Genomic DNA, 22,882 nt, shown 5'->3' on the forward strand with positions numbered 1-22,882 from the left:
CCGGGGCAGTGGATGAGTGATGACAGTCAGACAGTTGCGATCATGCTGTTCAGCGAGTTGCTGGCGGCCGATCATGCCGTGCGCAGCCGTCTGACAAGGGTGTTGCCGAAAGGGATGGAGATTTCGCATTTTTCGGTGCTCAATCACCTGTCCTGGCAGGGCGATGAAAGCAGCCCGGCGCGCTTGGCCGAACGGTTCGGCGTCACACGCGGCGCAATGACCAACACCCTGACCAAGCTGGAATGGTCGGGTTATGTTCATATCCGCCCGGACTGGGACGATGCGCGGCGCAAGATGGTCGCGATCAGCCCGGCAGGGCGGCAGGCACGCGACGATGCGGTTGCCGCCATCGCGCCGATGATCAACGAGGTGGTGGAAAGCCTGGGCGAAGAACAGACCCGCGCCGCGCTGCCGATCCTGCGCGAAATCCGGATCAAGCTTTCCTGAGGCTTGCCGTCACGTAGTTCACGCTCAAATCCTTGTCCGACAGCCGCCAGCTCCAGGCGATGGGGTTGAACACGAATCCCTTGCGGTCTACCGGCTCCAGCCCCGCCTGCCGCAGCAGATCGAACAATTCGTCGGGGGTGATGAACTTGGACCATTCATGCGTGCCTTTCGGCAGCCATCGCATGATGTGCTCCGCGCCGACAATCGCCACCGCAAAGGATTTCGGATTGCGGTTGATCGTCGAACAGATATGCAGCCCGCCCGGTTTAAGCAGGTCATGGCAGGCAGTCAGATAATCGATGGGGGAAGCGACATGTTCGACCACCTCCATGTTCAGGACCACGTCGAATTTCTCGCCCGCTTCTGCCATCGCCTCGGCGGTGGTGTGGCGATAGTCGATGGTCAGGCCGGATTGTTCCGCGTGGACCTGTGCCACGGGAATATTCCCTTCCGCCGCATCGGCACCGACCACATCCGCCCCCAAGCGCGCCATCGGTTCGGCCAGCAGACCGCCGCCACAGCCGATGTCGAGCATGCGCAGGCGCTTGAAAGGGTCGGGCGCTTTCAGGTCGCGGTCGAATTCCCCGGCAATCTGGCTTGTGATGTAATCCAACCGACAGGGATTGAGCATGTGCAGCGGCTTGAACTTGCCGTTCAGATCCCACCATTCCGCCGCCATGGCTTCGAATTTGGAAATTTCTGACGGATCAACCGTTGTTCGAGACGTTTGCATTTTCCGCTTCCTATGTTCTTGTACGCTTGGCCACTATATAGGTCCCACATGGACAAGTATCCCGACCAAATGCGCGCGGCGCAGTATCTTTATCCCCCGATAGACCCCTTCGATCAGGGGATGATGTCGGTTGGGCAGGGGCATAGGGTCTATTATGAGCAATGCGGAAACCCCGATGGCATACCGGTTGTGGTCTTGCATGGTGGCCCCGGCGGGGGGTGCAGCCCGTCGATGCGCCGATATTTCGATCCAGCCGCCTATCGGGTGATTCTGTTCGATCAGCGCGGCTGTGGCCGGTCGCGGCCCCACGCAAGTGTGACCGACAACACCACCTGGCACCTGGTCGCGGACATCGAGATGATTCGCAAAGAGCTGAAAATCGACCGCTGGATCGTCTTTGGCGGGTCCTGGGGGGCGACGCTGGCGCTGGTCTATGCCCAGACGCATCCGGACGCCGTGCGCCACATGGTGTTGCGCGGCGTTTTCCTGATGACGCAGTCGGAACTGGACTGGTTCTATGGCGGTGGTGCCGGGAAATTCTGGCCCGAGGTCTGGGACCGCTTCGTGTCGCTGATCCCCAAGGAAGAACAGGATGACCTGATCAAGGCCTACCACAGGCGCCTGTTCTCGGGCGATCTGCCGATCGAGCAACAATTCGGCAGGGCATGGGCCGCATGGGAAAACGCGCTGGCGTCGATCCATTCATCCGGAGCATCGCATGAGGGGCCATCAGATTATGCCCGTGCCTTTTCCCGGTTGGAGAACCACTATTTCACCAACGCTGGCTTTCTGGAGTTTGATGGCCAGATCGTCGAGCACATGCCACGTATTGCGCATATCCCCGGCACTATCGTGCAGGGGCGGTATGATATGATCTGCCCGCCGGTCAGCGCCCACAGGATCGCCGAACGCTGGCCCGGTGTTGAACTGCTGATGGTGCGGAACGCGGGCCATGCCCTGTCGGAACCGGGAATCAGCGCAGAACTGGTGCGCACCATGGACAGGATCGCAAAGTCATGAGTCGTGGGTCTGCCTTCCTTGACCGCCGCGCGGTGTTTTCCAGCGCAGCGGCTGCGGCCTTGCTGGCAGCCACGGGCGTTGGCGCGGCGGGTGTGCCGACGCGGGGCGGGCGCTTGCGGATGGCGCTGTCGGGCGGGTCCCGCAGCGATTCGTGGTCGCAGGGTGATGGGTTGTTCATGCAGGTGGCGCGGCAGGGGCTGATCTATGACACCCTGACCGAAGTTGCCGCCGATGGCACCCTGCGCGCCGAGCTGGCACTTGGCTGGCAAGCCTCTGCCGATGCGCGGATCTGGGATTTCGACCTGCGCCGCGGTGTGCATTTCCATGACAATGCCGCCTTTACTGCCATGGATGCGGTGGCCAGCCTGCGCGATCTGGTTGCAGGTGAGGTGAGCGCCCCGCGCCCGGACAAGCTGAGAATCACCCTGGAGATGCCGAACGTCGGCCTGCCGTTAATGCTGTCGGGGCCTGAATATGTGATCCGGCCCGCCCATGCGCCCGGTGCGGGCATCGGGACCGGGCTTTATCAGTTGCGCCGGTTCCGGCCGGGCCAGCAGCTTTTGGCGACACGCGCTGCCTGCCACTACCGCGACGGCACGGCAGGCTGGTTTGACGAGGTCGAGCTGACCTCGATCCCTTCCGAACCCGTGCGCGGTCAGGCGCTGGGCGAATACCTGGTGGACGCGGTGGACATCCGTGATGCGGGGGCGCTGGCCGGTCTGCCGGATATTGACCTGATGCCCGACGCGCGCCAGCCGGTTCAGGCGGTCAGCAATGCGGTGGCGCAACCTGCACAGGTCAGCCCCCTGCGCCCGCTGGACAACCTGCGGGCGGCGGAACGTTGGTGGTTTGCCTGAGCCTTGCGCGGGGGGCCTTGCGATTGGCGGCAACCCGGCGTATATGGTCCTCAACAGCGGCGCGTTCGGGTCCACACCAAACGCTCCACCGATCTTGAACACGGGCCGCGCGCCCGTTTTTTTGTGCCTGAAAGAACCATGTCCAACGACCTGATAGCAAAAGCCGCCATTGACCGCCGCCTGGCCGAGATCATCACCCCGGTGATCGAGGACATGGGGTTTGAACTCGTGCGTGTGCGCCTGATGTCGGGCAAGAACACGACCCTGCAGATCATGGCCGACAGGCCCGAGGGCGGGATCGAGGTTGATGACCTCGCGCTGATCAATCAGGCCATCGGCACCGTGCTGGATGTCGAGGACCCGATCCTTGACGAATATACGCTGGAGGTTTCAAGCCCCGGCATCGACCGTCCGCTGACCCGGCTCAAGGATTTCGACATGTTCGAAGGCTATGAGGCGAAAATCGAGACGGACGAACTGATTGACGGCCGCCGCCGCTTCAAGGGAGAGCTGGCCGGGATCGACGGGAATGAAGTGCTGATCAACGTCGAAGAGGGGACCATCGGGCTCAACTTTGACTGGCTGTCGGACGCCAAGCTGGTGCTGACGGACGAGCTGATCAAGGAAATGCTGCGCCAACGCAAGGCGGCTGGCGCGCTGAACGAAGAAGATTTCGATGAAGTTCAGACCGATGATGAGTCTGCTGAGGGAGAAGACTAATGGCCATTACATCTGCCAACCAGCTTGAGCTGCTGCAAACCGCCGAAGCGGTGGCACGAGAAAAGATGATCGACCCCGGTCTGGTTGTCGAAGCGATGGAAGAATCGCTCGCCCGTGCGGCCAAGTCCCGCTACGGGGCCGAAATGGATATCCGTGTCAGCATTGACCGCAAGACGGGTCGCGCGACATTCACCCGCGTGCGCACCGTGGTCGAAGAGGAAGAGCTGGAGAATTACCAGTCCGAATTTACCGTGGCGCAGGCCAGGGAATACATGGACGATCCCAAGGTTGGTGACACCTTTGTCGAGGAAGTGCCGCCGGTCGAAATGGGCCGTATCGCCGCGCAATCGGCCAAGCAGGTGATCCTGCAAAAGGTCCGCGAAGCCGAGCGGGATCGCCAGTACGAAGAATTCAAGGACCGCGCAGGCACCATCATCAACGGTCTGGTCAAGCGCGAGGAATATGGCAACGTCATCGTCGATGTGGGCGCTGGCGAGGCGATCCTGCGCCGGAATGAGAAGATCGGCCGCGAAAGCTATCGCCCGAATGACCGTATCCGCGTCTATATCAAGGACGTGCGCCGCGAACAGCGCGGACCGCAGATTTTCCTCAGCCGTACCGCGCCCGAATTCATGGCCGAACTGTTCAAGATGGAAGTGCCCGAAATCTATGACGGCATCATCGAGATCAAGGCGGTGGCCCGTGACCCCGGTTCGCGTGCCAAGATTGCCGTGATCAGCTATGACAACTCGATCGACCCGGTCGGTGCCTGCGTCGGTATGCGCGGCAGCCGGGTTCAGGCCGTGGTGAACGAGCTTCAGGGCGAGAAGATCGACATCATTCCCTGGAACGAAGATCAGCCGACGTTCCTGGTGAACGCGCTGCAACCTGCGGAAGTATCCAAGGTTGTTCTGGATGAAGAAGCCGGCAAGATCGAAGTCGTCGTCCCCGAAGAGCAGCTGTCGCTTGCCATTGGCCGTCGCGGTCAGAACGTGCGTCTGGCCAGCCAGCTGACCGGTCTCGATATCGACATCATGACCGAAGAGCAGGAAAGCCAGCGCCGCCAGGCCGAATTCGAACTGCGCACCAAGCTGTTCATGGACAATTTGGACCTGGACGAGTTCTTTGCCCAGCTTCTGGTCTCCGAAGGGTTCACCAACCTTGAAGAAGTCGCCTATGTCGAAGTTGACGAGCTTCTTGTGATCGACGGGGTGGACGAAGATACCGCCGCCGAGCTTCAGGCCCGCGCCCGTGACGTGCTGGAAGCGCAGAACAAGGCGGCCCTGGAAGCGGCCCGCGCATTGGGTGTCGAAGACAGCCTGGTTGAATTCGAGGGTCTGACACCCCAGATGATTGAAGCGCTGGCAAAGGATGACGTGAAGACACTGGAAGACTTTGCAACCTGCGCCGACTGGGAACTGGCTGGCGGCTGGACAACGGTGAATGGCGAGCGTGTTAAGGACGATGGCACGCTGGAACCTTTCGACATCTCGCTTGAGGAAGCGCAGGACATGATCATGACCGCCCGCGTCATGCTGGGCTGGGTCGATCCTGCGGACCTTGAAGCGGCTGAAGAAACCGACGAAGACGGCGAAGCAGCCGAGGAGGCCGGGGCCTGATCTCAGGCCTCGGAAGCACCTGATGGGTCGCGGTGGCGCAACCAAGGATCGGTCTGACGGTCCCGAACGTAAATGTATCTCGACGGGCGAGGTGCAACCCAAGTTCGGGCTTGTGCGTTTTGTTGTTGGTCCCGACCAGCAGGTTGTGCCCGATATTCTGGGCAAACTGCCGGGGCGCGGCATTTATGTCTCGGCGGATCGTGATGCGATTGATCTGGCCGTGAAGAAAAAGCTGTTTACCCGTGCGGCCAAGCAGCAGGTGAACGTGCCCGATGGGCTGGCCGACGAAGTGGAAAAGCAGCTTGCCCGGCGTGTGGTCGATCTTATTTCGTTGCAGCGCAAGGGCGGGCGTGCCGTTGCGGGCTATGAAAAGGTAAAGAGTTGGCTGCAGTCCGAGGAAGCAGAAGTGCTGATCCAGGCATCAGACGGATCGGGTCGCGGTAAAAGCAAATTAAGCACGCCGCACTACGGCCATTACATTGGATGGCTGACGGCAGATGAATTGGGTTTGGCATTCGGTCGTCAAACTGTGATACATGGGGCGCTCGCCTCTGGTGGACTCACGCTACGTGTTGTAGAGGAAGCCCAACGACTTAAAGGCGTGCGCAAAAACGAGACTGGCAAGGGCCAGTCGAAAGGATAGACGAGCTAGATGAGCGATAGTGACGGCAAGAAAACATTGGGTCTGCGCGGCGGCGCGCGTCCGGGGAATGTAAAGCAAAGCTTTAGCCACGGGCGGACCAAGAACGTTGTAGTCGAAACCAAGCGCAAGCGCGTTGTGGTGCCCAAGCCGGGTGCCGGTAAAGCAGGTGCTGGCGGATCACCGGTTGGGGATCCTTCGAAGCGTCCTGCCGGGATCACCGATGCGGAAATGGACCGCCGCCTGAAGGCTGTTCAGGCCGCCAAGGCCCGCGAGTCCGAAGAGGCCGCAGCCCGCGAAGCCGAAGAAAAGGCCCGCGCAGAAGACCGCGAACGCCGCAGGGCTGAGCAGGAAGAGAAAGAGCGCGAGGAAAAAGAGCGCGAAGAAGCGCTCAAGGCGAAGGCCGAGGAAGAAGCGGCAAAGGTCCGCGAGGCCGCTGCGGCTGCCGAAGCTGCGGCAGCAGCGCCCGCCGAGCCAGCAGTTGCCCGCACGCCGAACAACAAGGCGGCACCGGCGCAGGCCCCCCGCAAGACCGAGCGTGACCGCGAGGAAACCAACAAGAAGAACCGTGGCAATGACAACCGCCGTTCCGGCAAGCTGACCGTCAACCAGGCGTTGACCGGCGGCGAGGGTGGACGGCAGCGGTCGATGGCTGCGATGAAGCGCAAGCAGGAACGCGCGCGGCAGAAGGCCATGGGTGGCCAGGTCGAGCGTGAAAAGGTCGTGCGCGACGTGCAGTTGCCCGAGGCGATCGTCGTCTCCGAACTGGCAAACCGTATGGCTGAACGTGTTGGTGAAGTCGTCAAGGCGCTGATGAACAACGGCATGATGGTGACACAAAACGAAACCATTGATGCCGATACCGCCGAACTGATCATCGAGGAATTCGGCCACAAGGTTGTCCGCGTTTCCGATTCCGATGTTGAGGATGTCATCAAGGAAGTCGTTGACGACGCCAAGGATCTGGTTGGCCGTCCGCCGGTCATCACGATCATGGGTCACGTTGACCACGGCAAGACATCGCTGCTGGATGCGATCCGCAACGCCAAGGTCGTCGCGGGCGAGGCCGGCGGGATCACGCAGCACATCGGCGCTTATCAGGTCACCACAGAAAACGGTGCCGTGCTGTCGTTCCTCGATACACCGGGCCACGCGGCCTTTACGTCGATGCGGTCGCGCGGTGCTCAGGTGACGGACATTGTTGTGCTGGTTGTGGCGGCTGATGATGCGGTGATGCCGCAGACCATCGAAGCGATCAATCACGCCAAGGCCGCGAAAGTTCCGATGATCGTGGCGATCAACAAAGTCGACAAACCCGCCGCGAACCCGGACAAGGTCCGCACCGATCTGCTGCAACACGAGGTCATCGTGGAGAAGCTGTCGGGCGACGTGCAGGATGTGGAGGTTTCCGCGACCACTGGTCAGGGCCTGGATCAACTGCTGGAAGCGATTGCGCTTCAGGCTGAAATCCTTGAGCTCAAGGCGAACCCGAACCGTGCCGCCATCGGTGCCGTGATCGAAGCGCAGCTTGACGTGGGCCGTGGTCCCGTGGCGACGGTTCTGATCCAGAACGGGACGCTGCGCCAGGGCGACATCTTTGTTGTGGGCGAACAATACGGCAAGGTGCGCGCGCTGATCAACGATCAGGGCGAGCGTGTGAAAGAAGCCGGGCCATCTGTCCCTGTCGAGGTTCTGGGCCTGAACGGCACACCCGAAGCAGGCGACGTGCTGAACGTGACCAGCACCGAAGCACAGGCGCGCGAAATCGCCAACTACCGCGAGAAAGCGGCGAAGGACAAGCGCGCGGCGGCCGGTGCGGCAACCACTCTCGAACAGCTGATGGCCAACGCCAAGGCGGACGAGGATGTTTCCGAACTGCCGATCCTGGTCAAGGCCGACGTGCAGGGTTCTGCCGAAGCCATCGTTCAGGCGATGGAAAAGATCGGCAACGACGAGGTGCGTGTGCGGGTTCTGCACTCCGGTGTCGGTGCGATCACCGAAACGGACGTGGGCCTTGCCGAAGCATCCGGTGCGCCGATCATGGGCTTCAACGTCCGTGCCAACGCATCCGCGCGCAACACAGCCAACCAGAAGGGCGTGGAGATCCGGTATTATTCCGTCATCTATGACCTTGTGGATGATGTGAAAGCCGCAGCCTCCGGCCTGCTCAGCAATGAGATCAAGGAAAACTTCATTGGTTATGCGACTATCAAGGAAGTCTTCAAGGTTACGGGCGTGGGCAAGGTTGCCGGTTGTCTGGTCACGGAAGGTGTCGCACGGCGCTCTGCCGGTGTGCGCCTGCTGCGCGACAACGTGGTGATCCATGAAGGCACCCTGAAAACGCTCAAGCGGTTCAAGGATGAAGTGCCCGAAGTGCAGTCCGGTCAGGAATGCGGCATGGCGTTCGAGAATTACGATGACATCCGTCCCGATGATGTGATCGAAATCTTCGAGCGTGAAGAGGTCACACGGACGCTGAGCTGATCAAAGTCAGTTTTGAGATTTGTCAGGGACCCGGTTGAATTGCCGGGTCTCTTTCGTTTGGAAGCTGCCCGTTCCTTCGTCAAAGCTTTGTCGCGCGAGGTGGATCGCATCCGGCGAAATGTCGATTACATTGAAATCGTTGGGCTCGCCACGCAGGCGTGACGACAGGCTCGTGCCTGCGTGCAGTTGGATCGCGTTGCGGCGGGGCCTTTCCCCGGCCCGGTGGGCGAATTCTTCGGCGTGCCACAGGTGCAGGTGCCCAGACAGGATCAGGTCGGCACCGCAACCGATCAGCCGTTCCAGCGCAGCGGCCGCACCAGGGATCGGTTTCTTGCTGACGCCATTTGGGTGCTCCAACGGGTGATGCGCCACCAGCACCCGCAGCTTGTGGGCAGGTGCATCCCGCATCGCATTGCAGGCCCTGCGCAATCGAGACGCGGACAGTCGGCCCGCCTGCCATTGAAAACGATCAACCGTGTTCAGGCCGACCATCACCATCTGCGCGGTTTCGACACACGGGGTCAGATCGCCGGAGATATAGGCGCGGTAATGCCCGAAAGGTCGGAAGAAGCGGGTCAGGGGCCGATGAATGGGGATGTCATGATTGCCGGGGATACACAGCACGGGCGCGTCGATCCGGTCGATAAACGCGCGGGCGCTGACATATTCGCGCCGCCGCGCGCGCTGGGTCAAATCCCCCGAGATCGCAACCTGATCCGGCCCGAGTTCCGCCAGGGCCTTCAGCAGTGGCTCGATCAGATCGGCGCGGTCCTTGCCGAAATGCAGATCGGACAGGTGAATCAACCGGGTCATCGCACCGAGACGGGTGCGTCTCGTGGCACCATGACCCGCAAGGGATTTGCCGCGTGGCGCAGGGTAAAGGGGCCGCCCATGCGGGTGATCTCGCCGTCGCGCGCGACGGGGCGGCGCTTGCGCTTCATTACGATTTCGATGTTTTTGCCGCTGATCATCTCATAGTCAGTCTCGGGTTTTGCAACGCCAAGGGCAAGGGCCGCAGCATGGCGCAGCAGACCGATCCGCCCGGTATTGGGCGCAATCAGCACCACAAGTTTGCCAGCCGCCACGGCCTCCGCGCCGTCCAGCCCCATCTGCTCCAGTTGGTAGGCGTTGTTGATGACAAAGATGATCGGGGTGCGGCGGGTCAGGTCTTGACCATCGACAGTGACGTTCAGACGCAGCGGCGCACGGAAGGTCGCAAGTGTTTTCACCACGGACCAATAGGCCGCCAGCCTGCTGCGGCCCCAGCGGCGATATGTGCCCTCGCGGGTCTGGAGGATTGCCGCATAAGCCCCGATGCTGGCGTTGTTGAGGAACATCCGGTCATTGACGGTCGCGACATTGACCTCGCGGGGGTGCCCCGTGATCAGGGCTTCTACCGCCGCGTCCATTTCCTGTGGCAAGCCCAGAGAACGGGCGAAGTAGTTGAATGTTCCAGAAGGAATAATCCCGATGTCACGGCCACTGCCCGCAAGAACGGAAGCCGCCCCGCAGATCGTGCCATCACCGCCTGCAATCGCCAGTGCAGCGTCTCGATCCGCCAGTGCCGCATTGGCTGCGGCTTCCACACTGTCATGATCCTGAACATTAATGAAATCGACGTCGCGTCCACGCTTGGTGAACGCGGCGCGAATTGCCGATCTCTTGTCATCGCCATCACGGCTGCCGGAGGCAGCATTAAGGATCACGATTGTTCGTTGGTCTGACATCTTTTGCCCCTATCAAGAAAGGGCGGACGCCCCAGAGGCAAACGCCCAAGGTCGGGCGAAGTTCGTCAGACGCTTAAATATTCTGTCAGTTGTTCCGATTCACCGGCTTTCCGCAATAAATCTTGTCGTCCACCTGCACTGTCATCTGCCCGTTTGGCGTGTTACCCACAAAAATGCCCTGCACAGAGATACAGGAACCGATTGTTATCGTACGCAACATACTGCTTCCTCCCCAGAAAGTTGAAATCAGTTTACCAAACGATATGAGCATTACCACACAATTGTTTCACAAAAGCTTAATATTCGTGCGCAAATTTAGGGCACTAGTGCAATTTTGTTTCACAACCAGTCTCGGAGCACCGGGATAAGCGGGATATCTGCCGCTGGCATCGGATAGTTCCGCAACTCGTTCGGGCGCACCCATTTCAGCGCCTGACCTTCGTTCGACATGGGGGTGCCTTCCCATTTGCGGCAGGCAAACAGCGGCATCAGCAGGTGAAACGTATCATAGCTGTGACTGGCAAATGTCAGTGGCGCCAGGCAGGATGACCAGGTGTTGATCCCCAATTCCTCCTGCAATTCCCGGATCAGCGCCTTTTCGGGTGTCTCGCCCGGTTCGACCTTGCCGCCGGGAAATTCCCACAGGCCGGCCATTGCCTTGCCCTCGGGCCGTTGCGCCAACAGGACGCGCCCGTCAACGTCGATCAGCGCAACGGCAGAGACAAGGACAACCTTCACTTCAGGTCCCTCGGATACATCATGACCGGTAGTCGGCGTTGATGGCGATATATCCGTGGGTCAGATCACAGGTCCAGACCGTGGCGGTGCCGGTCCCCAGGCCCAGATCCACGGCGATCAGGATGTTCTGGCCCTTCATATGCGCGGCGGCTGCCTCTTCTGAATAATCGGGGCTGCGCCAACCGTCTCTGGCAACTTCCACGTCCCCAAAACGGATCGACAGGCGGTCGCGATCTGCATCGGCACCGGATTTGCCGATGGCCATGACAACCCGGCCCCAGTTCGGGTCCTCGCCCGCAATGGCGGTCTTGATCAAAGGCGAATTGGCGATCGCCATGGCATGTGTCTTGGCGTCTGCATCCGATGCGGCACCGGTTACCGCAACCTCGACGAACTTTGTCGCCCCCTCGCCATCGCGCACAACCTGATGCGCGAGGTCCAGCATCACACCATGCATGGCTGTGGCGAATGCCGTAATCCCCGTGACGTCCTGGCCCGATGTGCCGGTGGCGGCCACAATCAGGCTGTCCGATGTCGATGTATCGCTGTCCACGGTGATGCAGTTGAACGTCTTGTCCGCGCTGGTGCTGATCATCGCCTGCAGGGCGGCCTGATCAATCGCGGCATCGGTAAAGATATAGACCAGCATCGTGGCCATATCTGGGGCGATCATGCCGGACCCCTTGGCGATCCCGGCAATCTTTACCGTTGCGCCGCCAACCTCGATCTCCGCAAACGCGCCCTTGGGAAAGGTGTCGGTTGTCATGATCGCCTTGGCCGCTGCGGCAATGCCCCCTGCATCCAGCCCGGCCTTCAGACCGGCAAGGCTGGCGGTGACCCGGCCATGCGGCAATGGTTCGCCGATGACTCCGGTGGAGGACGTGAAAACGCGCGATTGAGGTACATCGCAGGCAGCCGCCACAGCCGATGTGATGGCCTGCACCGAGGCGACACCGTTCCTGCCTGTAAAGGCATTGGCGTTGCCCGAGTTCACCAGTATGGCGGCCCCCGCATCGGAGGCTCCGCCGATCTTGTCCTGGCAATCCAGCACCGGCGCGGCGCGGGTCCTGGACCGGGTAAAGACCCCGGCCACCGCCGTACCCGGTGCCAGTTCGGCCAGCATCACATCGGTGCGGTCCTGATACTTGACCCCGGCAGAGGCGGTGGCGAAACGCACACCGCCAATGACCGGCAATTCAGGGAAGGCCGCAGGGGCCAGCGGTGAGACTTGTGTGATCTTGCCCAATTCTTATTCCAGCCACTCGACGTTCTTGAGAACCGCGGGATCAATCTCTTCGGCGGCGGACTGGTCCACATCGGCCTTTGCGGTGATGTCCTCGATGGCGGTCTGAACGCGGGTCTGACGCAATTGCAACTCGATCTCTTCGCGTACTGCATCCAGCGCCGGTGCCTCAGTATCGCGCACTTCATTCAGCTTGATCACATGCCAGCCGAACTGTGTCTCCACCGGCTCGGACACCGCGCCCGGCTCCATCTCCATCACGGTGTTCTCAAAGGCGGGGACCATCATGCCCTTGCCAAACCAACCCAGCGCCCCGCCGCCCGGACCGGAGGGGCCGGTCGATTTCTCGCGCGCGAGTTCGGCAAAATCGGCACCTTCATCCAGCTGTGCCTTGATCGCCTTTGCCTCTTCCTCAGTCTCGACCAGGATATGGGCGGCGTCGAATTCCTTTTCCGGTTCGGCGCTGGCGTATTGTTCGTCATAGGCGGCCTGAACCTCCGCTTCTTCCAACGGTGCAGCCATGATCTTTTCGATCACTTCACCGGCCTTGAGCGAGCGGCTCTCGTTTTCAAGCGAAAGTTCGACGCGCGCGGGCAGGTCGCCCTCAAAGCTGTCGCTGAGGGCGGTCTGCTGAACAAGTTGTTCGAGGATGCCCTTGAACAGCACGTCGTCGGGAAGTTGCTGATATTGTTCGGGCAGGCGTGCGCGGGCGATGATCATGTGGCCCAGGGTGATGTCGGTGCCGTTGACGGTCGCCACCACGGTATCAAGCTGCGGTGTGTCCTGCGCGGTCGCAGGCAGGCCGAGGCAGGCGGAAACGGCCAGAGCGGCCACAAAAGTGAGTCGTTTATGCATGGATTGTCCTATCGTTACGCCCCGCGAGGGGCTGCTACATTGACAGTGTTATGTGCGGCCCTTACATCGCCTATCAGGCGCGGCTCAGGCGTTTCCCCATACATCTATGGTCTGACTGGGCGCTGGGCAAGCAGATCGCTGCCACACATAAAAAATCGGCTGGAGAGCACATGCTGGGTATCGGAACTATCGCCAAAAAGGTCTTTGGCACGCCAAACGATCGCAAAATCAAGGCGACCCGCCCGCTGGTGGATGAGATCAATGCGCTGGAGCCTGATTTTGAAAAGCTGACCGATGCCGGCATCAAGGACAAGACAGAGGAACTGGCCAAACGCGCCCTGTCAGGTGAAAACCTTGATGTCCTTTTGCCGGAAGCCTTTGCCAATTGCCGCGAGGCCGCACGGCGGACTCTGGGCCTGCGCGCCTTTGACACGCAGTTGATGGCGGCGATTTTCCTGCACCAGGGCAATATCTCCGAGCAGAAGACGGGCGAGGGCAAGACACTGACCGCAGCCCTTGCCGCCTATCTGAACGCCTTATCCGGCAAAGGTGTTCATGTGGTTACCGTCAACGAATATCTGGTGAAGCGTGATGCCGACTGGATGGGCAAGGTGTTCAATGCGCTGGGCCTGACCTGTGGTGCTGCCGTGTCGCAGATGCCCGAAGACGCCAAGCGCGCGGCATATGAATGCGACATCACCTATGCCACCAACAACGAGCTTGGATTCGACTATCTGCGCGACAACATGAAGTCGAACCTGAGCGAAATTCTGCAAAAGAAACACAATTACGCCATCGTGGACGAAGTCGACAGCATCCTGATCGACGAGGCGCGGACGCCGCTGATCATCTCCGGCCCTGCGCAGGACCGTTCAGAGATGTATGTCACCATCGACAAGGTGATCCCGTTGCTGCAACCGGACCACTACGAGCTGGACGAAAAAAGCCGCAACGTCACCTTTACCGATGAGGGCAACGAGTTTCTCGAAGAACAGTTGCGGGCCCGGTCGCTGCTTGAGGAAGGTCAGACCCTCTATGACCCCGAAAGCACCACCATTGTGCACCACGTCAACCAGGGCCTGCGCGCGCACAAGCTGTTCCTGAAGGACAAGGACTATATCGTGCGCGACGGCGAGGTCATGCTGATCGACGAATTCACCGGCCGCATGATGCATGGCCGCCGCCTGTCCGACGGGCTGCACCAGGCAATCGAGGCCAAGGAAGGCACCTCCATCCAGCCCGAAAACGTGACGCTCGCCTCCGTCACCTTCCAGAACTATTTCCGCCTCTATGACAAGCTGGCCGGGATGACCGGCACCGCGCTGACAGAGGCCGAAGAATTTCAGGAAATCTATGGTCTGGGCGTGGTCGAAGTTCCGACCAACCTGCCCATCGCCCGTGTTGACGAGGATGATGCGGTCTATCGCAGCGTTCAGGAAAAATACGAGGCGATGATCGAAAAGGTGAAAGAGGCAAACGCCAAGGGGCAGCCTTGCCTTGTCGGCACCACCTCCATCGAAAAATCCGAACAGTTGAGCCAGTTGTTGACGGCTGCGGGCATTGAACACAACGTCCTGAACGCGCGCCAGCACGAACAGGAAGCGCAGATCATTGCCGATGCGGGCAAATTCGGTGCCGTGACCATCGCCACCAACATGGCGGGGCGCGGGACAGACATTCAGCTTGGCGGCAACGTCGAACTGAAGGTGCTCGAAGCACTGGACGCGGACCCCGAGGCGGACCCGGAAAAGATACGGGCGGATATCGAAGCCCAGCACGCCGACGAAAAGCAAAAGGTGCTTGAGGCGGGGGGCCTTTATGTTCTGGCCTCGGAACGGCACGAAAGCCGTCGGATCGACAACCAGTTGCGCGGTCGCTCGGGCCGTCAGGGGGATCCGGGGCGCACCTCGTTCTTCCTGTCACTGGAAGACGATCTGATGCGCATCTTTGGCTCTGAACGGCTCGAAAAGGTTCTGACCACACTTGGCCTGAAAGAGGGCGAAGCGATCATTCACCCCTGGGTCAACAAGTCGCTGGAACGTGCGCAGGCCAAGGTCGAGGGCCGCAATTTTGACATCCGCAAGCAGTTGCTCAAATTCGATGATGTGATGAACGAACAGCGCAAGGTCATCTTTGGACAGCGCCGCGACATCATGGAGGCGGACGACCTGAACGAGATCGTCACCGACATGCGCCATCAGGTGATCGACGACCTGATCGACACCTATATGCCGCCCCGCACCTATGCGGATCAATGGGACACCCAGGGGTTCTATGCGGCAGTGATCGAACACCTGAACATGGATCTGCCGATCATCGCTTGGTGCGAGGAAGACGGCGCAGACGACGAGGTGATCCGCGAACGCCTGATCGAGGCAACCGACAAGATGATGGCGCAAAAGACCGAAGCCTTTGGCCCGGAAAACATGCGCACCATCGAAAAACAGCTTTTGTTGCAATCCATTGACGGCAAGTGGCGTGACCACCTGATGACCCTTGAACACCTGCGGTCCGTTGTCGGGTTCCGGGGCTATGCCCAGCGTGATCCGTTGAACGAATACAAGAACGAAAGCTTCCAGCTGTTCGAAAGCATGCTCGACAGCCTGCGTCAGGACGTGACCCAGAAGCTGGGCCAGGCGCAACCAATGTCCCAGGAAGAGCGTAACGCTTTCATGCAGGAGATCGCCCAGCGACAAGCCGCGATGGAAAAGGCCGCCGATGCGGGCGCGCAGGAACCGAATGTGCCAGCGCCCTCTCCGGTTGCCACCGCAGAAGGCTTTGTCGAGGATGACCCGACCACTTGGGGCAACCCGTCCCGCAACGATGCCTGCCCTTGTGGATCAGGCAAGAAGTTCAAGCATTGCCACGGGCGCCTTTCCTGAGGTGACACCGGGCCACGCCCCGGTTTCGCCCAATTCCCAGCACTTCACCGTCATACCCTAGCCCTGATTTCAAGGCACTCATTCCCTGAACGATTCCTTTTCTGGAGGACAGGGTAATGGCGCGTATGAAGGAAATTCTGACGGTTGCAGGGACGCTTGCCTGCGCCATCGGCATCGGCTTTGTCATGCAGAACTCCGATGCGGCCAAGGCAAGATACGGCAAGCACGAAACACCCGCGCCCAAAGAGCTGGAAGAGACCGCAACCAGTGCCCTGCTCGATGTCCAGCAGATCAAGCTGACCTCGGGCGAGTTCAAGGTTGCCGATGACCTGCCTGCAACACCAGCCATTTCGGCGTCGGAACCCGATGCGACTGTCATCAAGGTACGCGCCCCGCAAAGCGTTCTTGAAGGTCCGCCGGCACCAGGGTCCGCGGCCCCTGCTTCCGCCTGTGCCATCACCGCCGAAGCCCGCGCCATGGCTGCGGCCATGGTCGATTTGCGGCTGGACGCGGTCTGCTTGCCAAATGAACGCGTCACCGTGCATCACAACGGCATGATCTTTACCGAAACCACGGATGCAAACGGTAAACTGAACACCACCGTTCCCGCCCTGGCGCGCGACGCCATGTTCATTCTGGCTTTCGGTAACGGGGATGGTGCGGTGGCGCAGACCCAGGTTGATGAACTGGTCGACTATGACCGTGCCCTGGTGCAGTGGAAAGGCAATGCCGGTTTCGAAATCCATGCCCGTGAATTCGGGGCAAACTACGGCGATGCCGGTCACCACTGGAAAGATGCACCCGGCGCAGTGGCCGATGCCGTGATTGGGCGCAGCGGCGTTCTGACCCGGCATGGGGATGCCGCAGCGGCAGATCCGTTGCTGGCCGAGGTCTATACCTTTCCCAGGGCCGAGTCTGAGCAGGTCGGCACTATTGCGCTCAGTGTTGAAGCAGAGGTCACCAAAGCCAATTGCGGCGTCGAGGCAGAGGCGCAATCGCTTCAACTGATGAACGACGGGCAGATCAAATCACAGGACCTGATACTGTCTGTTCCGGAATGCGATGCGGTTGGCAGCTTTCTGGTGTTGAATAATCTGCTTCAAGACCTGAAAGTCGCGGGAAAGTAAAACCGCACTCAGAGGTCCCATGATCTTGCTTAGATGTGCGGCGTTTATCGCCGCACTTTTTCTTTTCTGGCACCATCCGGCCGCCGCGCAGGATGTGGCCCTGACCTCGCGCGATGGCAAGGTTGAACTGAGCGGCACGCTGCTGGGGTTCGACGGGGAATTTTACCGCGTCCAGACTGAATACGGCGAGTTGACGATAGACGGCTCGGGCGTGCTCTGCGCCGGGCCCGGCTGCCCCAACCTGGAAGACTTCGTGGCCGAGGTACAATTGTCAGGCTCCGCCACGATGGGCGCGGTTCTGATGCCGGCGCTGATTGACGCCTATGGCCAGCGAGCGGACTACCTCGTTACCCGCGAAGATGGCGAGGACCCGACCCGGTTCACCTACCTGTTGTCGCGCCGGGATACGGGCAAGCTTGCCGCTCAGTTCCATTTCCGCGCAACCAACACCGACGAGGGGTTTGCCGATCTTTTGGCGGATGAGGCCGATATCGTCATGGCCCTGCGCGAGATCGGGCGCGAGGAACGCATCAATGCGCGCGAGGCCGGGATGGGCGATCTGACCGGCGCGAACCGCAGCCGGGTTCTGGCCCTGGACGCGGTGGTGCCGGTTGTAGCTCCGACCAATCCCTTGCGGGCGATTTCCCCGCTGATGCTTGCCCGCGCCTTCTCGGGGGAAGTGACCAATTGGCAAGAGCTTGGCGGGCCCGATGCGCCAATCGAATTGCATCTGCCCAGCCCCTCCAGCGGGTTGAGTCAGGCGATTGTCGATCAGGTCATGAAACCGGCAGGTATGACCCTGACCGATACGATTGTGTGGCATGCCCTGCCTGAAAACCTGGCAAAGGCTGTGGCCGACGACAGCCTGTCGCTGGGCATCACCAGCTATGCCGAACAGCGCGACACGATGGTGCTGACCCTGGGCGGCACCTGCGGCTTTGCGCTGAACGCGGCACGGCGGACGATCAAGACGGAGGATTATCCGCTGACGGCCCCCATGTTCCTGTATTTTCCGGCGCGTCGCCTGCCCCTGATCGCGCGAGAGTTTCTGGCCTTTACGCGGGGCCCGGCGGCGCAGAACGTGATCCGGCGCGCGGGGTTCGTGGACCAGGCACCGGAGGAAATCCCGGTCGAACAGCAGGGTAACCGGTTCACCAATGCCATCTCCGTGGCGGGCGAGGAAATTTCGCTTCAGGAATTGCAGCGGATGACTGCGACACTGCAACCGATGGCCCGGTTGACCACCTCTTTCCGGTTCGAGGCAGGGTCGATCCGTCTGGATGCGCAAAGCCGGTCAAACGTGCAGCAATTGGCGCGGGCGCTGGAGCAGGGGCAATACGACGCGCGGCGGATGCTGTTTGTCGGCTTTAGCGACGGGCAGGGGGCCGCAACGCCGAACCGCGATATTGCGCTGCGTCGGGCAGAGGCGGTGCTGCGCGCAGTGTCTGCCGCCGCTGTCACGGCCAACCTGGAACGTGTTGACCTGGGGGTGGATGCCTTTGGCGAGGCGATGCCGATGGCCTGTGACGATACCGCATGGGGTCGGCAGGCAAACCGGCGGGTAGAGGTCTGGGTGCGGTGATGTTCCCGGCATCCAAGATGCTGTTTTTCTTTATATATACCCTTCCGCGCGAAAACTGAGTTCGCTGGATTTTCCGATGATCAGGTGATCGTGCAGGGTGAGCCCAAGCGCATCGCACGCTGTCGAGATCTGGTTGGTCATGTCGATGTCCGAGCGCGACGGCGTCGGGTCGCCCGATGGATGGTTGTGCACGAGGATCAAGGCGGAAGCATTGAGTTCCAGCGCCCGCTTGGCAACCTCGCGGGGATAGACGGGCACGTGATCCACGGTCCCTTTCGCCTGTTCCTCATCCGCGATCAGAACATTCTTGCGATCCATATAGAGCACGCGAAACTGCTCGGTCTCGCGGTGGGCCATGGTGGTGTGGCAATAGTCCAGCAGCGCATCCCAACTGGAAACAACCTGTTGTTTCAAAACCTTGGCGCGGGCAAGGCGCTGGGCTGCCGCCTCGACGATCTTCAGTTCGGTGATCACGGCGTCACCAATACCCGACAGGTCGCGCAGCCGCGCCTCAGAGGCGGAGACAACGCGGTTGAAGTCGCCGAAACGGTCCATCAGGGCATGTGCCAGCGGTTTGACATCGCGGCGCGGGATGGCGCGGAACAGGACCAGTTCCAGAAGCTCATAGTCCGGCATGGCAGCGGGGCCACCGGCCATGAACCGCGCGCGCAGGCGCTGGCGGTGATCCTTGATATAAGAAGGCTGCCTGCCCGTCACCGGGGCGGTTTCTGGTGCCTCGTCCAGCAAGTAGGGCAGGGGCTGTTCGTTGAATTGGTCCATGCCCGAGGGTCACCTGAGTCTGGTTACCAAGGGGTTAATCAGCCCGGAAATGCCCGGCACACAACCTGTGCACAACCTGTACACAGGCCGTGCACCGATTGGCATACGATGCAGGCCTCTGCCGTGGATCAGCCCCACTCAGCGCGCGCGCCGGACCAGGCCCGGCGTGCAAGTCACCCCTTCATCGAATCCCAGAAGCTTTTCACGCTGGAAAAGAAGCTGCTGCTTTCAGGGTTGTTCTCTGACGACAGGTCTTCGAATTCCCGCAGCAATTCCTTTTGCCGCGATGTCAGGTTCACCGGCGTCTCGACCGCCAGTTCGATGATCATGTCGCCGGTGCCACCACCGCGCAGGGGGGGCATGCCCTTGCCGCGCAGGCGCATCTGGCGGCCAGACTGGCTGCCGCCGGGGATCTGCACCCGGCCACGGCCGCCGTCGATGGTGGGCACCTCGATATTGCCGCCCAGGGCAGCGGTGCTCATCGAGACCGGCACACGGCAGAACAGGTTGGGGCCATCGCGGTCAAACAGCTCGTGTTCCTTCACCTCGATGAAGATATAGAGGTCACCGGACGGGCCGCCGCGCATGCCTGCCTCGCCCTCGCCTGCCAGACGGATGCGGGTGCCGGTTTCGACACCTGCGGGGATGTTGACGCTGAGCGACCGGTCTTTTTCCACGCGCCCCGCGCCGCGGCAGGTCTTGCAGGGATTCTTGATGATCTGGCCCATGCCGGAACAGGTGGGGCAGGTGCGTTCGACGGTAAAGAAACCCTGTTGCGCGCGGACCTTGCCCATGCCCGAACAGGTCGGACAGGTTGTCGGTTCACCGCCGCCTTCCGCGCCGGATCCATCGCAGGATCCGCATTGCACGGAGGTTGGCACATTGATGGACTTTTGCAGGCCTGAATAGGCGTCCTCCAGCGAGATGCCGAGGTTGTAGCGCAGGTCGGCCCCGCGCGCGGCGCGGCGGCCACCGCCACCCGCGCCACCGCGACCCCCCATGAAGTCGCCAAAGAGGTCGTCGAACACATCCGAGAATGCGGAGGAGAAATCACCCTGACCGCCGCCGGGGCGTCTGCCGCCACCGCCGCCGCCCATGCCACCTTCGAATGCGGCATGACCGAAACGGTCATAGGCTGCTTTCTTGTCGGCATCCTTCAGCACTTCGTAGGCTTCGTTGGCTTCCTTGAACTTCGCTTCGGAATCGGCGCTGTCCTTGTTCCGGTCCGGGTGAAACTCCTTGGCCTTCTGGCGGTAGCCCTTCTTGATCTCGTCGGCGGATGCGCCTTTGGCGACACCAAGCACATCGTAGTAATCACGTTTTGCCATGGATCATGTCCTTTTGCTGGAACGTGAAGGGCCGGCCCGTCTGGATCGGACCGGCCCTGTCAGTGGTTCCCCTGAGCGGGATTACGCGCGCTTGTCGTCGTCGAGGTCTTCGAACTCGGCATCGACGATGTCATCGTCACCGCCGCTGCGGGACGCTTGTTCATCTGCGGCTTCCGCCATGTCGTCGCCATCATCCTGCGCGGCTTTGTAGATCGCCTCGCCCAGTTTCATGGCGGCCTCGGTCACGTTCTGGATGCCGGACTTGATCTTGTCGGCGCTGTCTGTTTCCAGATCGTCCTTGAGCGCGGCAATGGCCAGTTCGATCGCTTCCACGGTGGTCGGGTCGACCTTGTCGGAGTGCTCTTCCACGGACTTTTCGGTCGAGTGGATGAGGCTTTCCGCCTGGTTTCTCGCCTCGATCAATGCGCGGCGTTCCTTGTCGGATTCCGCGTTCTCCTCGGCGTCCTTGACCATCTTTTCGATGTCCGCATCGGACAGACCGCCGGAGGCCTGGATCGTGATCTTCTGCTCCTTACCGGTGCCCTTGTCGAGCGCGCCAACCGAAACGATACCGTTGGCGTCGATGTCGAAGGTCACTTCGATCTGGGGCATGCCGCGCGGGGCGGGCGGGATGTTTTCCAGATTGAAGGCACCGAGGATCTTGTTGTCGGAGGCCATCTCACGTTCACCCTGGAAGACCCGGATGGTGACCGCGTTCTGATTGTCCTCGGCGGTCGAGAAGACCTGAGACTTTTTCGTCGGGATCGTGGTGTTGCGGTCGATCAGACGGGTGAACACGCCACCCAGCGTTTCAATGCCCAGCGACAGCGGGGTCACGTCCAGCAGAACGACGTCTTTTACGTCACCTTGCAGAACACCGGCCTGAATGGCGGCACCCAGGGCGACGACCTCATCGGGGTTCACACCCTTGTGCGGCTCTTTGCCGAAGAATTTCGTCACTTCCTCGACGACTTTCGGCATACGGGTCATACCACCCACAAGCACGACTTCGTCGATGTCGGAGGCCGACAGACCCGCGTCCTTGAGCGCGTCCTTGCAAGGCTTCAGCGACGCCTTGATCAGGTCGCCCACCAGGCTTTCCAGCTTGGCACGGGTCAGCTTCATGACCATGTGCAGCGGCTGTCCGTTGGCACCCATGGAGATGAACGGCTGGTTGATCTCTGTCTGGCTGGAGCTGGACAGCTCGATCTTGGCCTTCTCGGCTGCTTCTTTCAGACGTTGCAGCGCCATCTTGTCCTGGGTCAGGTCGACGTTGTGCTCTTTCTTGAACTCACCGGCGAGGTAGTTGACGATCCGCATGTCAAAGTCTTCACCACCCAGGAACGTGTCGCCGTTGGTGGATTTGACTTCGAACAACCCGTCGTCGATTTCCAGGATGGTCACGTCGAATGTACCGCCGCCAAGGTCATAGACCGCGATGGTTTGGGTGTTTTCCTTGTCCAGACCATAGGCCAGCGCGGCGGCTGTCGGTTCGTTGATGATCCGCAGCACTTCCAGACCGGCAATCTTGCCCGCGTCCTTGGTGGCTTGACGCTGGGCGTCGTTGAAATAGGCAGGAACGGTGATGACCGCCTGGGTCACTTCTTCGCCAAGGTAGGACTCGGCGGTTTCTTTCATCTTGCCCAGGATGAAAGCGGAAATCTGGGAGGGGGAGTATTTCTCGCCCTTGGCCTGAACCCATGCGTCGCCATTGCCACCGTCGATGACGGTAAAGGGCAGGTTCTTTTTGTCCTTGGCGAGATCCGTGTCGTCGTTGCGACGGCCGATCAGGCGCTTGACGCCAAAAATGGTGTTGTCGGGGTTGGTGACAGCCTGGCGTTTTGCAGGCTGACCGACGAGACGTTCGTCGTCGGTGAAGGCCACGATGGAAGGTGTTGTGCGCGCGCCTTCCGCGTTTTCGATCACGCGGGGCTGGCTGCCGTCCATGATGGCGATACAGGAGTTGGTAGTTCCAAGGTCAATGCCGATTACTTTGGCCATGTTTTTCGATCCCTCATGCTATTCAAGGCGATGACACGAGGCGCAGGCCCGTTACGGCACCCTTGCCCCGATCTGGTAACACTGAATGCGGCTGCATCC

At 60.7% G+C, this 22,882-nt stretch carries 19 protein-coding genes; 10 read left to right on the forward strand and 9 right to left on the reverse strand.

The features are described from left to right. The first annotated feature begins 12 nt into the window (after positions 1-12). Positions 13-447 carry a MarR family winged helix-turn-helix transcriptional regulator gene (locus A8B82_RS22280; protein WP_067297619.1) on the forward strand — a complete coding sequence of 145 codons (435 nt, stop codon included), beginning with the start codon at positions 13-15 and terminating at the stop codon, positions 445-447. On the opposite strand, the gene ubiG is transcribed toward A8B82_RS22280, so the two are convergent. Beyond that, positions 434-1,180, reverse strand: coding sequence for a bifunctional 2-polyprenyl-6-hydroxyphenol methylase/3-demethylubiquinol 3-O-methyltransferase UbiG (gene ubiG / locus A8B82_RS22285; protein WP_067297620.1), 747 nt, complete (start codon positions 1,178-1,180; stop codon positions 434-436). The two genes, A8B82_RS22280 and ubiG, sit on opposite strands and share 14 nt — an antisense overlap. A 48-nt stretch (positions 1,181-1,228) precedes the next feature. On the opposite strand from ubiG, the gene pip reads away from it, so the two are divergent. The 6 genes from pip (at position 1,229) to infB (ending at position 8,520) form a co-directional block, all read left to right on the forward strand. Further along, positions 1,229-2,200 (forward strand): prolyl aminopeptidase, encoded by a 972-nt coding sequence (gene pip, locus A8B82_RS22290; RefSeq protein ID WP_067297623.1) that lies wholly within the window; start codon positions 1,229-1,231, stop codon positions 2,198-2,200. Continuing rightward, entirely contained in the window at positions 2,197-3,057 is an 861-nt protein-coding gene (locus tag A8B82_RS22295) for an ABC transporter substrate-binding protein (RefSeq protein WP_067297625.1), read from the forward strand. The genes pip and A8B82_RS22295 overlap by 4 nt, the downstream gene beginning before the upstream one ends. A gap of 138 nt (positions 3,058-3,195) precedes the next feature. After that, positions 3,196-3,777 carry a ribosome maturation factor RimP gene (gene rimP, locus A8B82_RS22300; protein WP_067297626.1) on the forward strand — a complete coding sequence of 194 codons (582 nt, stop codon included), beginning with the start codon at positions 3,196-3,198 and terminating at the stop codon, positions 3,775-3,777. Continuing rightward, positions 3,777-5,396 carry a transcription termination factor NusA gene (gene nusA / locus A8B82_RS22305; RefSeq protein WP_067297628.1) on the forward strand — a complete coding sequence of 540 codons (1,620 nt, stop codon included), beginning with the start codon at positions 3,777-3,779 and terminating at the stop codon, positions 5,394-5,396. Before rimP ends, nusA begins: the two co-directional genes overlap by 1 nt. 22 nt (positions 5,397-5,418) lie before the next feature. Further along, positions 5,419-6,039 carry an RNA-binding protein gene (locus A8B82_RS22310; RefSeq protein WP_067297630.1) on the forward strand — a complete coding sequence of 207 codons (621 nt, stop codon included), beginning with the start codon at positions 5,419-5,421 and terminating at the stop codon, positions 6,037-6,039. Between the two features lie 9 nt (positions 6,040-6,048). Next, a complete protein-coding gene (gene infB / locus A8B82_RS22315) occupies positions 6,049-8,520 on the forward strand; it encodes a translation initiation factor IF-2 (protein WP_067297632.1) in 2,472 nt (823 codons plus the stop codon). 6 nt (positions 8,521-8,526) lie between these two features. Here infB and A8B82_RS22320 read toward each other — a convergent pair whose 3' ends face one another. From A8B82_RS22320 to A8B82_RS22340, 5 genes are all read right to left on the reverse strand, one after another. Continuing rightward, positions 8,527-9,333 (reverse strand): metallophosphoesterase family protein, encoded by an 807-nt coding sequence (locus A8B82_RS22320; RefSeq protein ID WP_067297633.1) that lies wholly within the window; start codon positions 9,331-9,333, stop codon positions 8,527-8,529. After that, positions 9,330-10,247 (reverse strand): diacylglycerol/lipid kinase family protein, encoded by a 918-nt coding sequence (locus A8B82_RS22325; RefSeq protein WP_067297636.1) that lies wholly within the window; start codon positions 10,245-10,247, stop codon positions 9,330-9,332. Before A8B82_RS22325 ends, A8B82_RS22320 begins: the two co-directional genes overlap by 4 nt. A gap of 339 nt (positions 10,248-10,586) precedes the next feature. Next, positions 10,587-10,985: an 8-oxo-dGTP diphosphatase MutT gene (gene mutT, locus A8B82_RS22330; RefSeq protein WP_067297638.1), complete on the reverse strand. Its 399-nt coding sequence runs from the start codon at positions 10,983-10,985 to the stop codon at positions 10,587-10,589. A gap of 19 nt (positions 10,986-11,004) precedes the next feature. Further along, entirely contained in the window at positions 11,005-12,231 is a 1,227-nt protein-coding gene (gene argJ, locus A8B82_RS22335; protein ID WP_067297639.1) for a bifunctional glutamate N-acetyltransferase/amino-acid acetyltransferase ArgJ, read from the reverse strand. Between the two features lie 3 nt (positions 12,232-12,234). Continuing rightward, positions 12,235-13,083: a peptidylprolyl isomerase gene (locus A8B82_RS22340; protein ID WP_067297641.1), complete on the reverse strand. Its 849-nt coding sequence runs from the start codon at positions 13,081-13,083 to the stop codon at positions 12,235-12,237. Between the two features lie 170 nt (positions 13,084-13,253). Between A8B82_RS22340 and secA the strand changes: the two genes are divergently transcribed. The 3 genes from secA (at position 13,254) to A8B82_RS22355 (ending at position 18,674) form a co-directional block, all read left to right on the forward strand. Further along, positions 13,254-15,965, forward strand: a complete 2,712-nt coding sequence (gene secA / locus A8B82_RS22345) for a preprotein translocase subunit SecA (RefSeq protein WP_067298139.1) — start codon at positions 13,254-13,256, stop codon at positions 15,963-15,965. A gap of 116 nt (positions 15,966-16,081) precedes the next feature. Further along, a complete protein-coding gene (locus tag A8B82_RS22350) occupies positions 16,082-17,092 on the forward strand; it encodes a hypothetical protein (RefSeq protein ID WP_067297643.1) in 1,011 nt (336 codons plus the stop codon). Positions 17,093-17,111: 19 nt separating this feature from the next. Beyond that, the gene (locus tag A8B82_RS22355) at positions 17,112-18,674 is read left to right on the forward strand and encodes a phosphate ABC transporter substrate-binding/OmpA family protein (protein ID WP_067297644.1); all 1,563 of its coding nucleotides are present in this window, start codon (positions 17,112-17,114) and stop codon (positions 18,672-18,674) included. A gap of 30 nt (positions 18,675-18,704) precedes the next feature. On the opposite strand, the gene radC is transcribed toward A8B82_RS22355, so the two are convergent. The 3 genes from radC to dnaK form a co-directional block, all read right to left on the reverse strand. After that, positions 18,705-19,454 (reverse strand): RadC family protein, encoded by a 750-nt coding sequence (radC, locus tag A8B82_RS22360; protein ID WP_067297646.1) that lies wholly within the window; start codon positions 19,452-19,454, stop codon positions 18,705-18,707. Positions 19,455-19,627: 173 nt separating this feature from the next. Further along, on the reverse strand, positions 19,628-20,782 hold the full coding sequence (gene dnaJ / locus A8B82_RS22365) for a molecular chaperone DnaJ (RefSeq protein ID WP_067297648.1): 1,155 nt from the start codon (positions 20,780-20,782) through the stop codon (positions 19,628-19,630). A gap of 81 nt (positions 20,783-20,863) precedes the next feature. Beyond that, the gene (gene dnaK, locus A8B82_RS22370) at positions 20,864-22,783 is read right to left on the reverse strand and encodes a molecular chaperone DnaK (RefSeq protein WP_067297650.1); all 1,920 of its coding nucleotides are present in this window, start codon (positions 22,781-22,783) and stop codon (positions 20,864-20,866) included. Positions 22,784-22,882 lie beyond the last annotated feature (99 nt).

Source organism: Sulfitobacter sp. EhC04, from assembly GCF_001650875.1.
Classification (GTDB): domain Bacteria; phylum Pseudomonadota; class Alphaproteobacteria; order Rhodobacterales; family Rhodobacteraceae; genus Sulfitobacter.